The sequence below is a fragment of the Hoyosella altamirensis genome (assembly GCF_014191505.1).
Lineage (GTDB): Bacteria > Actinomycetota > Actinomycetes > Mycobacteriales > Mycobacteriaceae > Hoyosella > Hoyosella altamirensis.
Window position 1 is genome coordinate 1,047,422 of record NZ_JACHWS010000002.1, and the last position, 14,130, is coordinate 1,061,551.

General features: G+C 62.2%; 11 protein-coding genes. 7 read left to right on the forward strand and 4 right to left on the reverse strand.

The window, feature by feature from the left end; translation table 11 throughout:
• The first annotated feature begins 59 nt into the window (after positions 1–59).
• Positions 60–1,145, forward strand: a complete 1,086-nt coding sequence (locus FHU29_RS13735; protein ID WP_064438579.1) for an XdhC family protein — start codon at positions 60–62, stop codon at positions 1,143–1,145.
• A 129-nt stretch (positions 1,146–1,274) separates the two neighbouring features.
• Here FHU29_RS13735 and FHU29_RS13740 read toward each other — a convergent pair whose 3' ends face one another.
• A complete protein-coding gene (locus FHU29_RS13740; protein WP_064438578.1) occupies positions 1,275–1,886 on the reverse strand; it encodes a hypothetical protein in 612 nt (203 codons plus the stop codon).
• Positions 1,887–2,392: 506 nt separating this feature from the next.
• On the opposite strand from FHU29_RS13740, the gene FHU29_RS13745 reads away from it, so the two are divergent.
• Positions 2,393–3,970 carry a carboxyl transferase domain-containing protein gene (locus FHU29_RS13745; protein ID WP_064438577.1) on the forward strand — a complete coding sequence of 526 codons (1,578 nt, stop codon included), beginning with the start codon at positions 2,393–2,395 and terminating at the stop codon, positions 3,968–3,970.
• Here the strand turns inward: FHU29_RS13745 and FHU29_RS13750 are convergent, their stop codons facing one another.
• From FHU29_RS13750 to FHU29_RS13760, 3 genes are read right to left on the reverse strand one after another with little or no spacing between them, the layout of a single operon-like run.
• Positions 3,971–4,528, reverse strand: a complete 558-nt coding sequence (locus tag FHU29_RS13750) for a hypothetical protein (RefSeq protein WP_157094872.1) — start codon at positions 4,526–4,528, stop codon at positions 3,971–3,973.
• A 56-nt stretch (positions 4,529–4,584) separates the two neighbouring features.
• Complete coding sequence (gene glpK / locus FHU29_RS13755; RefSeq protein ID WP_064438575.1) at positions 4,585–6,111, reverse strand: glycerol kinase GlpK; 1,527 nt, start codon at positions 6,109–6,111, stop codon at positions 4,585–4,587.
• On the reverse strand, positions 6,108–6,878 hold the full coding sequence (locus FHU29_RS13760) for an IclR family transcriptional regulator (protein WP_064438574.1): 771 nt from the start codon (positions 6,876–6,878) through the stop codon (positions 6,108–6,110). Before FHU29_RS13760 ends, glpK (FHU29_RS13755) begins: the two co-directional genes overlap by 4 nt.
• A gap of 167 nt (positions 6,879–7,045) precedes the next feature.
• Between FHU29_RS13760 and glpK (FHU29_RS13765) the strand changes: the two genes are divergently transcribed.
• The 5 genes from glpK (FHU29_RS13765) (at position 7,046) to FHU29_RS13785 (ending at position 14,117) form a co-directional block, all read left to right on the forward strand.
• Positions 7,046–8,563, forward strand: coding sequence for a glycerol kinase GlpK (glpK, locus tag FHU29_RS13765; RefSeq protein ID WP_064438573.1), 1,518 nt, complete (start codon positions 7,046–7,048; stop codon positions 8,561–8,563).
• A 47-nt stretch (positions 8,564–8,610) separates the two neighbouring features.
• The gene (locus FHU29_RS13770) at positions 8,611–10,335 is read left to right on the forward strand and encodes a glycerol-3-phosphate dehydrogenase/oxidase (RefSeq protein WP_064438572.1); all 1,725 of its coding nucleotides are present in this window, start codon (positions 8,611–8,613) and stop codon (positions 10,333–10,335) included.
• Positions 10,336–10,354: 19 nt separating this feature from the next.
• Positions 10,355–11,077 (forward strand): MIP/aquaporin family protein, encoded by a 723-nt coding sequence (locus FHU29_RS13775; RefSeq protein WP_198156505.1) that lies wholly within the window; start codon positions 10,355–10,357, stop codon positions 11,075–11,077.
• A 64-nt stretch (positions 11,078–11,141) separates the two neighbouring features.
• The gene (locus FHU29_RS13780; RefSeq protein ID WP_064438570.1) at positions 11,142–11,921 is read left to right on the forward strand and encodes an HAD-IIA family hydrolase; all 780 of its coding nucleotides are present in this window, start codon (positions 11,142–11,144) and stop codon (positions 11,919–11,921) included.
• Between the two features lie 204 nt (positions 11,922–12,125).
• Entirely contained in the window at positions 12,126–14,117 is a 1,992-nt protein-coding gene (locus FHU29_RS13785) for an acetyl/propionyl/methylcrotonyl-CoA carboxylase subunit alpha (RefSeq protein ID WP_064438569.1), read from the forward strand.
• The last annotated feature ends 13 nt before the right edge of the window (positions 14,118–14,130 follow it).

The following is a 14,130-nucleotide window of genomic DNA, read 5'->3' on the forward strand; positions in this document are numbered from 1 at the left end:
GAGCTGCAGGTGCGCTTTCCGCTGTTCAAGGATATTTTCGAGATGGCAGGATTCGTTGGATGGGGGACGCGATGCGCGGGGTGCTCACATGGCTTGCTGCCGAAGCGGAAACCGGGGCTGAATTCGCGCTTGCGACTGTCGTCGCGGCGTCGGGCTCCGTCCCGTTGCCGGTGGGCAGTTCGATGGCTGTGACCAGGGAGGGGCAGGTCTTAGGAGGCGTGTCGGGCGGCTGTGTCGACGCCGATGTCCATGCGCGGGCTGAGGAGGTGCTCGTTACGGGAATCGCGCAGCTCACCAGATATAGCCCCTCGGGTGACTTCGGGAATATCGCGCTGACCTGCGGAGGCGAAATCCGGGTGTTTGTGGAGCGTATATGTGGCGAGAAGCTGCGTCTTTTCAGAAGAGCGAGCGCAGCTGTGCTGGCGGATAAGGCCGTCTGCAGTGCAGTGATAACGCGGAGCGACGATCCAGGCCGAGTGGGTCTGCGGCAGTGGCTAATCGACGGCGAGGCCTGCGGGGATATATCCGCATTACACCGCGTTATGGCGTCAGCGAGTTCTGCGGCGGAGTCCGCGGAACTCTGGAATGTGGGGGCCTCGGAGGCTTTCGTGATTGTCCTTCCCCCGCGCCCGAGGATGCTGATTTTCGGGATGTCCCCGTTTGTCGCGGCGATGTGCGACATGGGAACGATGCTTGGCTACAAGGTCAGTGTGTGCGATTCGCGGGGAGCATTCATGGAGCCCGCCCGGTTCTCTGCAGCAAGCGAGGTCGTGATCGAGGACCCCGCTACGTACATGCGGAACCAATTGGCGGCAGAGGGTCTGGATGAGCGGACGGTGATACTCGCGATGACGCACTCGGGACGGTTTGACACCGCGGTTATTGCTGCCGCGCTGCGCGGCGAGTGCTCCCCAGCATTTATCGGGGCGCTTGGATCCACTGCCACGGCACGAGAACGTAAACAGGCGCTGAAAGAACTCGGAATACCGCTTGACCGCGTCGACCGCGTATCGATGCCGGTGGGACTTCCACTTGGCGGGCGTTCGCCGCAGGAGGTTTCAGTCGCTATTGCTGCGGAGTTAATTGCGGCTACGACGGGGAGGCGTGGTGTGCAGCGAGCAATGCGGGTTGAGGCTGAGAATTGATTAACGCGTACGGTTTGCGAATTGCTCTCACGGTCCGGACGTGAAATAGAGACAGCAGGAAAGGGCTGGACAGTTGTCCAGCCCTTTCTGCTGTTCGAATTAGATTCAGGCTGGTGCCTGAGCGTCTAATTAGGAACCGAAGTTCGCGCCGCCGCCGAGGTTGAGGCCGAGGAGATCGCCAACGTTCAGTCCGCCGTCGACGCCGCCGCCGAGACCGAAGTCGCCGAGGTTGAAGCCGCCGCCTGCACCGAGGTCGAAGTTGAACTCAGGGAACTGGGGGCCCTGGAACTCGACGTTAACGCCGCCGCCACCCTGTGCAGCGAGGAAGGCTTCCCAGTCGGCCTGAGCCTGTGCCCAGAAGCGGTCCCATTCGGCCTGGAAATCGAAGTTCGCCTGTGCGCCACCGTTGCCGGTGCCACCCTGGCCGCCGAAGTTGGCCTCGAGCCACAGCTGCCATTCGCGCTCGACCCATGCTGCGAAGTCAGCACCGGCGTTGCCCTCAACATTGAAGTCAATGCCGGGGAAAGCGAGATCGAGGTTCAGGTCACCCATGCCGCCGCCGCCGCCAAAGCCGAAGAATGCACCGAGGTCGGCGCCGGCGCCGAGGTCGAGGCTGCCAGCGCCGAGGTTGAGGTCGCCCCCAATGCCTCCGCTAGGCTGTGCCGCGGCGGTGCCGGCGAATGGAATCATCAGCGCAGCAGAAGCTACGGATGCGATTGCGATTTTGTGGAGACGTCCCACGATGATCCTCCTAAGAATGAAGCGAGATCAGTTGTCTGCAGTGTGTCACATTTTTCTTAGCGGGGAGGTCGGTCTCCACGCGGCGCACACCGGCAACTGGGATATCGGCGGTTGAACGAGGAATGTTACAGCTTCTATTAAGTAGTACTTATTCAACGTTCAGGTGTGGATAAGTGACGCATTGTGACGGGTTTGTGATAGCCCCTGAGCCATTCTGGAAGCCCGTTGTTTCAGGGTGTAATAAACAATAGCCAATCTGCGCAACTAGGAGAAAACGGTCGTCTGCCAGCGGATTTGAGTCATGCGAACGGCCGACGCCGACGCGGGGGGCGCGAGTGCCGGGCGGGCGTCGGCCTCAAAGCGGGGGCGCGACGTCTAGTCCAGGTGTTATGTGTGTCACACCATGGTTGGGCGGACAGTGGGTTGGCCTGTGATCTAGACAACGGCTCGCTCGGGCGCTACTCTCAACTCAGTTATTCATCATTAACTCAGTTCGGAGAGTGGAGATGGCCTTCGACCGGGCAGCCAACCGTGCAGAACACCAGCGGATCGTCGCTGAGTTGCGTGACAAACTTGCTCAAACCGCGCTCGGCGGCAGCGAGCGGGCCAGGGAAAAACACGTAGCCCGCGGGAAGCTTCTTCCGCGGGAGCGCGTGAATCGGCTGCTCGACCACGGCAGTCCCTTCCTGGAGCTAGCGCCACTCGCGGCCAACGGGATGTACAACGACGAAGCCCCCGGCGCTGGAGTTATCGGCGGCATAGGCAGGGTCGCTGGACGTGAATGCGTGATTCTCGCCAACGACGCAACGGTTAAAGGCGGCACGTACTACCCGATCAGCGTGAAGAAGCACCTGCGTGCGCAGGAAGTGGCGCTGCAGAACCACCTGCCCTGCATTTACCTCGTTGACTCTGGCGGCGCCTTCCTGCCCGAACAGGATGAGGTGTTCCCCGACCGGGAGCATTTCGGTCGCATCTTCTACAACCAGGCGAACATGAGCGCGCGCGGCATTCCGCAGATTGCGGCTGTCATGGGCTCGTGCACGGCTGGCGGCGCCTACGTGCCAGCTATGAGTGATGAGGCCGTCATCGTCCGGAATCAGGGAACCATCTTCCTTGGCGGTCCGCCGCTAGTGAAAGCCGCGACGGGGGAAGTTGTTTCCGCGGAAGATCTCGGCGGCGGTGACCTGCATTCGAAGGTTTCTGGCGTGACTGATCACCTTGCGGAGGATGATCAAGATGCACTCAGGATCGTCCGGAACATCGTCTCGACCTTCGGCCCTCGCACCGAGCCGCCGTGGGACGTCAAGCCTCCGTCCGGCCCGGAACGTGACCAGACGGAACTGTACGACCTAGTCCCAACCGACCCGCGTATCCCGTACGACGTCCGGGACGTCATCGAACGGGTCGTTGACGGCGGTAAGCACCAGGAGTTCAAGGCGGAGTACGGCAAGACTCTCGTCACGACTTTTGCGCGAATCCACGGCCACCCGGTTGGCATTATCGCGAACAACGGAGTGCTCTTCAGCGAGTCAGCACTGAAAGGTGCGCACTTTATCGAGCTGTGCGACAAACGGAAGATCCCGCTGCTGTTCCTGCAGAACATCACGGGGTTCATGGTGGGCCGCGACTACGAGGCCGGTGGCATCGCGAAGAACGGTGCGAAAATGGTGACAGCGGTCGCGTGCGCGCGGGTCCCGAAGCTCACCGTCGTCATCGGCGGTTCGTACGGTGCGGGCAACTACTCGATGTGTGGGCGCGCCTACTCGCCCCGATTCCTGTGGATGTGGCCCAACGCGCGGATCTCCGTGATGGGTGGGGAACAGGCTTCGTCTGTCCTCGCGACCGTCAGGCGCGACCAACTCGAAGCTCAGGGCAAGGAGTGGACCGCCGAAGATGAGGAAGCGTTCAAAGCCCCGGTCCGGGACCAGTATGAACGCCAGGGCAATCCGTATTACTCGACTGCACGGCTGTGGGACGATGGCATCATCGATCCTGCAGACACCCGCACGGTTCTGGGTCTCGCTCTCAGCGCCTGCGCCAACGCGCCGCTTGAACCGGTCTCGTACGGCGTCTTCCGCATGTAGTCACTGATAGGGCGGCGCCGGCGGGTATCCGAACGGTGGCGGCTGGTGTTCTCGAAGAAACTTGCGGCGCCTCGCCCAGACAATGGCAGCGGTAATGCCCGCGCCTGCAATCCCCGCGAAGACCGCGCCGATGGCGGCGAACACCAATCCAACGAAGCCGAAGACCGAACTGTGTGGTCCAACGGCGTAAACAAGTGGAGCGTCACCGGACTCGCACGTTACGTCGAATCGGCCCGGGCGGACCGGCTCCTCAGAACGCAGTGCGACGAACCAGGTAGTGCTCCCGACTGAGATTTCCTCAGTGCCGCCAGGTCGCCTGAGCGGGACCTGCGTGCCACGGTTGTTCAGCACGGTGCAATCGACTGAGGAAACCGGCCGGTTCGTGAAAACCGTGAGTCCCTCGCGGTCGAGGTCCGCCGTGAGAGAGGTCCCTGCTCGTGCCTCGGCGACCGGGCCGGGAAAGGTGTCGATGATCCGCCATACGAAAAAACCGGCCAGCGCGAGACTAGCGATCAGGATCGCTAGCGCGAGCAAGTACCACGATCGCGCTGGTTTCACGTCCGGCTGCATAGACGAATCTTGCCATTGTATGCACCACTTCGCGGGCCTAACGTTCACGTGGCGGTGAGTCGTCCCCATTCAGCGGCCAGCCTGACTGCGTGAGTCCACCGAATGACCTCGCCGTCACGGGTATCGGGCTTCATATGCGGCTGCCACTCTGCGGCCTTCTTCCAGTTGCGCCGCAACACAGCTTTGTCGGCCCAGTATCCGGCAGCAAGACCAGCGCTGTAGGCGGCGCCGAGCGCGACGGTTTCCGCCATCATGGGACGGACGACAGGGACGTTCGTGAGGTCGGCGACCATCTGCATCAAGAGGTTGTTGGCTGTCATACCGCCATCGACCGCGAGGTAGCGTGCCTGCGCGAGCGTCCCGGCGTCACGCGCGTCACTGTTCATTGCCTCCACAAGGTCACGAGTCTGGAACGCGGTGGCCTGCAATACAGCCCGGGCAAGGTGCGCGCGTGTGACATAGGAGGTTAATCCGACCACGATTCCTTGCGCGGTGGTGACCCAGTGGGGTGCGAGGAGGCCAGAGAATGAGGGGACGACATAGCATCCCCCGCAATCGTCAACCTGGGAGGCGAGAGTTTCGATCTCAGCTGAAGAGCGGATCGCGCCGATGTGATCCCGGAACCAGTCGACGAGCGTCCCCGCGGCGGGGTTGGCGCCTTCGAGGGCGTATACAGGCGGCTCGCCTTCGGCTGTATACGCAACGGTGCTGATGAGTCCGCGGCGCGAGCGCACGAGATCCGCGCCGGTGTTGAGGAGCAGAAAACTGCCAGTTCCAAACGTGCATTTCGCTTCTCCCGCACGAAGTGCTGTTTGGCCGATCAGTGCTGCCTGCTGGTCGCCGATGACACTGCAGATGCGGATGCCTGGTACCGGGTCGACGGTGATGCCGACGGCGCCGAGCGATGGACGGATCTCAGGCAGTACCGACTGCGGGATGCCAAAGACGCCGAGCAGAACGGGATCCCACTCGAGCGTCTCGAGATTCATCAGCATCGTGCGGCTCGCATTCGTGGCATCAGTCATGTGGATGCCACCGTTCGGCCCGCCTGTGAGGTTCCAAACAAGCCAGCTGTCCATTGTGCCGAACAGGACGTCGCCAGCCAGGACGCGCTCATGCAGGCGGGGGTCCGATTCGAGGAGCCACTTCAAGCGAGGTCCCGAAAAGTAGTTGGAAAGCGGCGCCCCTGCGCGATGCGTGATGTCCTGAAGGTCGACGTGGGACGATAGATTCGAGATCATTCCCGAGGTCCGGGTGTCCTGCCACACGATCGCACGATGCAGTGGCGTGCCGGTGGTGCGGTCCCACAGCACAGTGGTTTCGCGCTGGTTTGCTATACCGAGCGCTGCAATCTGCCTGGCGCTGATCTTCGCTTTTCGCAGCGCCTCAGGAATGATCCGTCTGGTCACAGCCCAGATCTCAGCCGCATCATGTTCGACCCATCCGGGCTGAGGGAAGTGCTGGTGGTGTTCGTGCTGCGCGACGGACACCATCCTCCCGTGCCGATCGAAAACGATGCACCGCGTTGATGTGGTGCCCTGGTCGAGAGCTGCGATGTAGTGCTCGGTCATAGCGACCGTCCGTGGCCGAAGTCGTGAGAGATGCTGTGGGCAGCACGTGTGACCTGCTCGATCAGTTCGGGCCGTGGCGCCCCTCGGTTTGTGCAAATGTCGTCGAGTGGCCCCTCGATGCCGATAGCAGCGATCACAGCGCCCCCTTCGTCCCGCATAGGTGCAGCAATTGCCGCTGCATCAGGAGCCAGTTCCTGAATTGCTGCCGCCCAGCCCAGGTCGCGCACCTGGGCGAGTTCCCGTGCGAGGGCAGTGCGGTCCGTGATGGTCCGGAATGCGATGGCAGGCAAAGGCTCCACCCCCAGGCTCCGGGAGGCACGAGCATCATGAGCGAGAAGGACCTTTCCCAGCGCGGTTGCGTGCAGGGGCAGTGTCGCCCCGGTGGTGCTGGTTTGCGGGGCCGAATCAGTCCGGAATACGTGATGGACGATCACGAGCTGGCCATCTCTGAATGCGGCGAGGCGGGTCGTCTGACCGGTACGCGCGGCCAGCGCGTCAGCCCAGTTCATGGAGCGGGAACGGATCTCGTTCACATCCCAGAGGACGGATTCTGGCGTTAGTGGGTCGGGCGCCAGCCGATACTTGCCTGACTCCGGGTGTTGTTCGACAAAGCCGACGTGAATGAGCGTTTTCAGTAGCCCGTGCGCTGTTGCTTTCGCGATGCCGAGCGCGCCGCAGATCTGGTTGAGGCCTAGAGGTTCCCGCTCTGCGGCGAGCAAGCGCAGCAACGCCGCGGCGCGTTCAACAGATTGCACCAACCCTGGCATGTATTGAAGGCTACAAGACGAAGGCGTATGTCATTACCGTCTCACGTTCGGCATTGTCGAATGAAAGACCATTCGACAATGCCGAACAGTTGTAGTTTCCGCAGCTGGCCTTGCGCTCTACATTCCAGAGACCAATTGAGACACACATCACATCGGAATGGGGAAGCGTGGCGAACTACGTCGGTGCCGTTGACCAGGGCACCACCAGCACAAGGTTCATGGTGTTCGATCACGATGGGCAGGAGATCGTGCGCCACCAGCTCGAGCACGAGCAAATCATGCCGCAGCCGGGCTGGGTGGAACACAACCCGGTTGAGATTTGGGAGCGGACGTCGTCCGTAGTCCAAACCGCGCTGGGCAGGGCAGGCCTTTGCTACAGCGACCTGGCGGCGCTCGGTATCACCAATCAGCGCGAAACCACCGTCGTGTGGAACCGTAGAACCGGTCGGCCCTACTACAACGCGATCGTGTGGCAGGACACGCGCACCGACCGCATCGCGTCGGCGCTGGAGCGTGAGGGCAAAGGTGCCGTCATCCGTCGCAAAGCGGGCCTGCCGCCCGCCACGTACTTTGCGGGCGGAAAAGCGCAGTGGATTCTCGACAACGTCGCAGGAGTACGGGCGGATGCGGAGCGCGGTGAGGCCCTCTTCGGCACGATAGACACCTGGCTGCTGTGGAACCTTACGGGCGGACCGCACGGCGGAATTCATGTCACCGACGTGACAAACGCGAGCCGGACCATGCTGATGAATCTCGAAACCCTGGACTGGGACGATGAACTGTTGTCGTTCTTCGGGATTCCCCGTGTGATGCTGCCTGAGATAAAGCCGTCATCCATATCCGGCGGTTACGGGCACACCACGGAGAGCGGGCCGCTCGGCGGCCGTGTCCCGCTGACTGCCGCACTGGGTGACCAGCACGCGGCGATGGTCGGTCAGGTGTGTTTCGCGCCCGGAGAAGCGAAGAATACGTACGGCACCGGCAATTTCCTGCTCCTCAACACAGGCACCGAACTCGTGCATTCGGACAACGGTTTGCTGACGACTGTGTGTTACCAGTTCGGTGAGGAGGCGCCGCGATACGCGCTCGAGGGATCTATCGCGGTGACGGGCTCTGCGGTGCAATGGCTGCGGGACCAACTTGGCATCATCCAGGGTGCCGCGCAGAGTGAATCGCTGGCTCGTGAGGTGCCTGACAATGGCGGTGTCTATTTCGTGCCCGCCTTCTCGGGGCTGTTCGCTCCCTACTGGCGCTCCGATGCGCGCGGCGCGATCGTTGGCCTCTCCCGGTTCAACAGCAACGCACACATCGCCCGTGCCACCCTCGAATCGATCTGCTACCAGAGCCGCGATGTCGCTGACGCGATGGCGAAGGACTCGGGGGTGCAACTCGAGGTGCTCAAGGTCGACGGTGGGGTCACCGCAAACTCGCTCTGCATGCAGATCCAGGCAGATGTGCTCGGCGTTCCGGTGAGCCGCCCCGTCGTCGCGGAGACAACCGCCCTAGGTGCCGCCTATGCCGCCGGCCTCGCGGTCGAGTTCTGGAAAGACACCGATGAGTTGCGCCAGAACTGGAACGAGCACAACCGCTGGGAGCCCCAATGGAACGACGAGCAACGAGCTGTGGGCTATCGGCGCTGGCAGAAAGCCGTCGAGCGAACCTTCAACTGGGTTGACGTGGCGTGAGCGCCGCCCGAAATCTCGCCGTACCCAACACAAGAAAGAGAAACACCATGCTTACCCCAGTCGCGCTTGGTCCAGAAAATCGTACGCAGGCGCTCAGCGCCATGGCCGAGGGCGAACTTGACATTCTCGTCATCGGTGCCGGAGTTGTTGGTGCTGGCGCAGCTCTCGATGCCGCATCACGCGGCCTCCGTGTCGGGCTTGTAGAAGCCCGTGACTACGCATCCGGAACGTCGAGCCGCTCTTCGAAACTCGTGCATGGTGGCCTGCGGTACCTCAAGCAGCTCGAGTTTCCTCTAGTCTTCGAAGCCCTCCGTGAACGAGCGCTCATCCTGCACACACTGGCACCACACCTCGCACGTCCCGTTCCGTTCTTGTTCCCACTGCAGCGCGCCGGAATCGATCGTCTGTGGGCCGGGGCAGGAATCGGTGTCTACGACATGCTCGGTGCAGGAAAAGGAGTGCCTGGTCACCACCGTCACCTCGGAAAGAAGAAGACGCTCAAACTATTCCGCGGCGGCAAGGAAGGCGCGATCAAGGGTGGCGTTCTCTTCTATGAAGGACAGTTGGACGACGCCCGGCACACCATGATGCTCTCGCGAACCGCAGCGTCATACGGCGCGCTCTGCGCGAACAGCACTCGTGTTGTGGGGTTCTTGCGCGACGGAGGCAAGGTCGTTGGCGCTCAGGTCTGCGACCTCGAAACCGGCAGCCTGATCGATATTCGAGCCCGTCATGTGGTCAACGCCGCAGGTGCCTGGACAGACGAAATCCAGAACATGCTCGGGGGCAAAGGCAAGCTCAAGGTGCATGCGTCGAAGGGTGTGCACATCGTGGTGCCCCGTGACCGCATTCCTTCCGGCGTCGGGCTCATCACAGAGACCGAGAAGAGCCTCCTTTTCATCATCCCCTGTCCATGGAGCGACGATTTCTGGATTATCGGCACCACCGACACCACATGGAACCTGGACCTCGCGCACCCAGCCGCGAGCAGCAAGGACATAGATTACATTCTCCGCGAGGTCAACTCGCTGCTGAAGCGTCCTCTGAGTCGCGACGACATCGTCGGAGTGTTCGCCGGGCTGCGCCCTTTGCTCGCTGGTGAGTCAGACGACAGCAGCACTCTCTCGCGTGAGCACGCGGTCGTGAGCCCATCGCCGGGGCTCACGATTGTGGCGGGCGGGAAATACACCACTTATCGTGTGATGGCCAAGGACGCCATCGACGCTGCCACAACAGATTTCGGCACGCCCGTCGAACCGTCACGCACAGAGTTGGTGCCGCTCGTAGGTGCCGAAAACTTTGAGCAAATGTGGGCTGCCCGCGCCAGACTCGCGGCGTCGGCAGGCATCACGGTCGAGCGGATGGAACATCTCCTTCGGCGCTACGGTTCCGCAGTCATCGAAATCCTTGGACTCATAGCGGAGAACCCGGAACTGGCGCACCCGCTTCCTGGCGGTGAGCGTTACCTCAGCGCCGAGATTGTGTACGCGGTGGAGTTCGAGGGAGCGCTGCACCTGGACGACATTCTCGCTCGCCGAACACGGCTGTCCATCGAGACGGCCGACCGCGGCAAAGCTGCAGCCGATGCTGCAGCGGAACTGGTTGCGTCACGGCTGGGCTGGGATCAGGTGGCCACTAAGCGGGAAGTTGAGCACTACACAGCGCGTGTCGACGCCGAGATTGAGTCGCAGCGCCAGCCAGATGACCACACCGCAGACGCCGCTCGGCTGGGTGCTCCAGACGTTCGAGTCAGCGTCGCGACAACAAAGTGAGGCGAATTCAATGGACTCCCTGACGATTCCGCAAGTTCTCATCTTCGAAGCTCTCGGCACGGGACTGCTAGTCCTGCTCGGCACGGGTGTCGTTGCGACTGTTGTGCTGAAGCACTCCAAGGGTGCTGGCGGCGGCTGGCTCCTCATCAACCTCGGTTGGGCGATGGCCGTGTTCGCGGGCGCGTCGGTGGCGTGGAAGTCGGGCGCGCACATCAACCCGGCCGTGACCTTCGGGCTTGCGGTGTCCGGTCGGACAAACTGGGACCTGGTCCCGTTTTACGTTTGCGCGCAGCTAGTGGGCGCGTTCATCGGCGCTACGCTGTGCTGGCTGGCGTTTAAGAAGAACTTCGATGTCGAGCCGGAACCTGGCAAGACACTAGGAATCTTTTCGACCGGCCCCGCGGTGCGTAGCTACGGGTGGAATACCGTTACCGAAGTCATTGGGACATTCGTCCTCGTGCTGTGGATTCTATTGGCCGCGTCAGACCCCGCTGGAAATAGTCTCGGTTATGCCGCAGTGGCTTTCGTGGTGCTCGGGCTCGGCGCGAGTCTGGGTGGACCCACCGGTTACGCGATCAACCCGGCTCGTGATCTGGGACCGCGGCTCGCCTATGCCTTGCTGCCGATTCGCGGCAAAAGTGGAGCGGACTGGGCCTACTCGTGGGTGCCGATCGCCGGCCCGATCGCCGGCAGTTTCCTGGCAGGAATGCTCTACGTTGGAATTGCTGGATACCTCGTCTAACCGCGTACGGAATGCAGCGGGGGTGAGATCATAGGCGATAACTGCAGCCGACCAAGGAGACAAAATGCCCGAGGAGCGGACGATCGCAGCATGGCTGACAGATATGGACGGGGTGCTGGTCCATGAAGAGCGGGCGATACCTGGCGCGAACGAATTCATCGCCAGGCTCCGGGACACGGGTACACCGTTTCTGATCTTGACGAACAATTCCATCTATACGCCGCGGGACCTGCGTGCCCGCCTCGCGAATTCGGGTCTCGACGTCGATGAGAAGTCGATCTGGACGTCCGCGCTCGCCACTGCCAAGTTCCTCAGTGATCAAGTCCCGAATGGCAGCGCCTTCGCGGTGGGCGAAGCGGGGCTGACCACCGCCCTTTATGAAGAGGGCTACACGATGACCGACCGCGACCCGGAATACGTGGTGCTTGGCGAGACCCGGACGTACTCGTTCGAGGCGATCACCAAGGCGATCCGGCTCATCAAGGGGGGAGCGAGGTTTATCTGCACCAATCCCGATACGACAGGTCCGAGCGCGGAGGGTCCGCTGCCCGCGACAGGTGCGGTGGCCGCGCTGATCACCGCCGCGACGGGGCGTGAACCGTACTTCGTGGGGAAGCCCAATCCAATGATGTTCCGGTCCGCGCTCAACCGGATTGGCGCGCACTCGGAACACACCGCGATGGTCGGTGACCGCATGGACACGGACATCATCGCCGGAATGGAAGCGGGGCTGACCACCTTCCTGGTGCTGACCGGCTCGACCTCCCGCGAGGAAGTTGGCCAGTTTCCGTTCCGGCCGAGTGTGGTCGTCGACTCGGTCGCCGACCTTGTTGGACGCGTATGAGGGTCTAGCCCCGCGATAGTTGCGTGCAGCCGCGATAGGAATAACTAGCGCGGCTGAACGCAACTATCGCGCCTGTTCGGTCCACTTTCGCAGTGGAGCAAGCGCAGCCCGCGCGATGAAATTTTGCTTACGATCTGGACAACTCAGTGAATCGCGATTAACCTAAAATCAGTGATTCGGAGTTAACTCAGTTCGGAGTGTGGCATGGGCGAATCAGCTCTCTTCAGCACCATCCTCGTTGCCAACCGCGGCGAGATCGCAGTGCGCGTTATGCGGACCTTGCGTGCGCTCGGCATCCGTTCGGTCGCCGTGTACAGCGACGCAGACCGCGATGCGCGTCATGTTCGTGAAGCCGACACCGCGGTGCATATCGGGCCGGCGCCTGCTCGTCAGAGCTACCTCAGTGTCGACAAGATCATCGCTGCGGCGAAAGAAACTGGGGCACAGGCGATCCACCCTGGCTACGGTTTCCTGTCAGAGAACACTGCATTCGCTGCCGCGTGCGCCGAAAACGAGATCGCATTCCTGGGGCCGTCTGCGCGTGCTATCGAAGTCATGGGCGACAAGATCACGGCAAAGAACGCTGTGATCGAGTTTGGTGTGCCGGTGGTTCCCGGCATCGCCAAGCCAGGCCTGACGGACGATGAACTCATCGCAGCGGCCGACGAGGTTGGTTACCCGGTCCTCGTCAAACCCTCTGCAGGTGGGGGTGGCAAGGGGATGCGGCGCGTCGAAGATCCCAAAGACCTGCCGGAAGCGCTTCGTTCGGCGCGGCGCGAAGCAGGGTCTGCGTTCGGGGACGACACGCTTTTCCTCGAGCGGTTCGTCACACGCCCTCGGCACATCGAGGTTCAGGTCCTCGCTGACACACACGGCACCATCGTGCACCTCGGCGAGCGCGAGTGCTCATTGCAGCGCCGCCACCAGAAAGTCATTGAAGAGGCGCCTTCGCCTCTGCTTGACGAGGAAACGCGCGCGAAGATCGGCGAGGCTGCGTGCAATACCGCACGCAGTGTCGATTACACCGGCGCGGGCACGGTTGAGTTCATTGTTTCGGCGGACAAGCCGGACGAGTTCTTCTTCATGGAAATGAACACCCGGCTGCAGGTTGAGCATCCTGTCACGGAACTGGTCACAGGCGTTGACCTGGTCGAGTGGCAGGTGCGCATCGCGGCGGGCGAAAATCTCGGCTTCGCACAAGAAGATGTCACCCTCAGCGGCCATGCGATCGAGGCCCGCGTCTACGCGGAGGACCCAGGGCGGGGTTTCCTTCCGACTGGCGGCACAGTGCTGGGTCTTAACGAACCCTCTTCGGTACGCGTCGATTCAGGCCTCCGTGTGGGCACAGTCGTGGGCAGCGATTACGACCCGATGCTCTCCAAAGTGATCGCGCACGCGGCAGACCGTGCGACTGCTCTGCACCGGCTTGACCGGGCACTCGCGTCGACTGCGGTTCTTGGCGTGGGCACCAACATCGAGTTCCTTCGGTTTTTGCTCGCGGATGAAGATGTCAAAGCGGGACGGCTCGATACTGCACTCCTCGACCGTCGACTCCCGGACTACGTCGCGGAGCCAGCACCGGACCTCGCTTTCATCGCGGCAGCCGTATCCCGCTGGCTTCGCCACTGGCCGGAAGCGCCCAACAGCATCTGGGATGTTCCCACTGGGTGGCGCGTTGGCGAGCCCGTGCCCTATCGGGTGCGGCTCACCGCAGGTGACCGCACTGACATTGTCAAACTTACAGGGACTCCGGAGCTGGGCATGGCGGTCATCGGAGAGTCCGACCCCATCGCTATCTCCGCTGAAATGGAAGATAGCACCCTGCTTCTCACCGCCGCTGGACGCAGACACCGGCTCCGCGTTGCCGAGGACCACCACCATTTGTGGTTCGCCAACGGCGAAGGCGCCTGGTCGCTTCAGGTTGTTCGCGAAGCGAGCGTTCGCCAGCACGAAGCGCATCGGGGTGACGCCGAGATCCTCAGCCCCATGCCGGGCACCGTGATCGCGATCCACGTCGCTTCTGGCGACGATGTCGCAGCCGGCACACCCGTTGTCGTCGTCGAAGCAATGAAGATGGAACACACGCTGACCTCGCCCGTGGACGGCACCGTCGTCATACATTCCTCGCCTGGTGACCAGGTGAGCGTCGATCAGCTACTTGCCCGAGTCACCGCGTCCGCGACGCCGTCCGAATAAGGAGCATGCACCA

Coding starts and splice junctions, on each gene's coding strand:
- glpK (WP_064438575.1), bottom strand. CDS start 6,111: ATGACCGAGCACTACATCGCAGCTCTCGACCAGGGCACCACATCAACG.
- FHU29_RS13760 (WP_064438574.1), bottom strand. CDS start 6,878: ATGCCAGGGTTGGTGCAATCTGTTGAACGCGCCGCGGCGTTGCTGCGC.
- FHU29_RS13780 (WP_064438570.1), top strand. CDS start 11,142: ATGCCCGAGGAGCGGACGATCGCAGCATGGCTGACAGATATGGACGGG.
- FHU29_RS13745 (WP_064438577.1), top strand. CDS start 2,393: ATGGCCTTCGACCGGGCAGCCAACCGTGCAGAACACCAGCGGATCGTC.
- FHU29_RS13785 (WP_064438569.1), top strand. CDS start 12,126: ATGGGCGAATCAGCTCTCTTCAGCACCATCCTCGTTGCCAACCGCGGC.
- FHU29_RS13735 (WP_064438579.1), top strand. CDS start 60: ATGGGGGACGCGATGCGCGGGGTGCTCACATGGCTTGCTGCCGAAGCG.
- FHU29_RS13770 (WP_064438572.1), top strand. CDS start 8,611: ATGCTTACCCCAGTCGCGCTTGGTCCAGAAAATCGTACGCAGGCGCTC.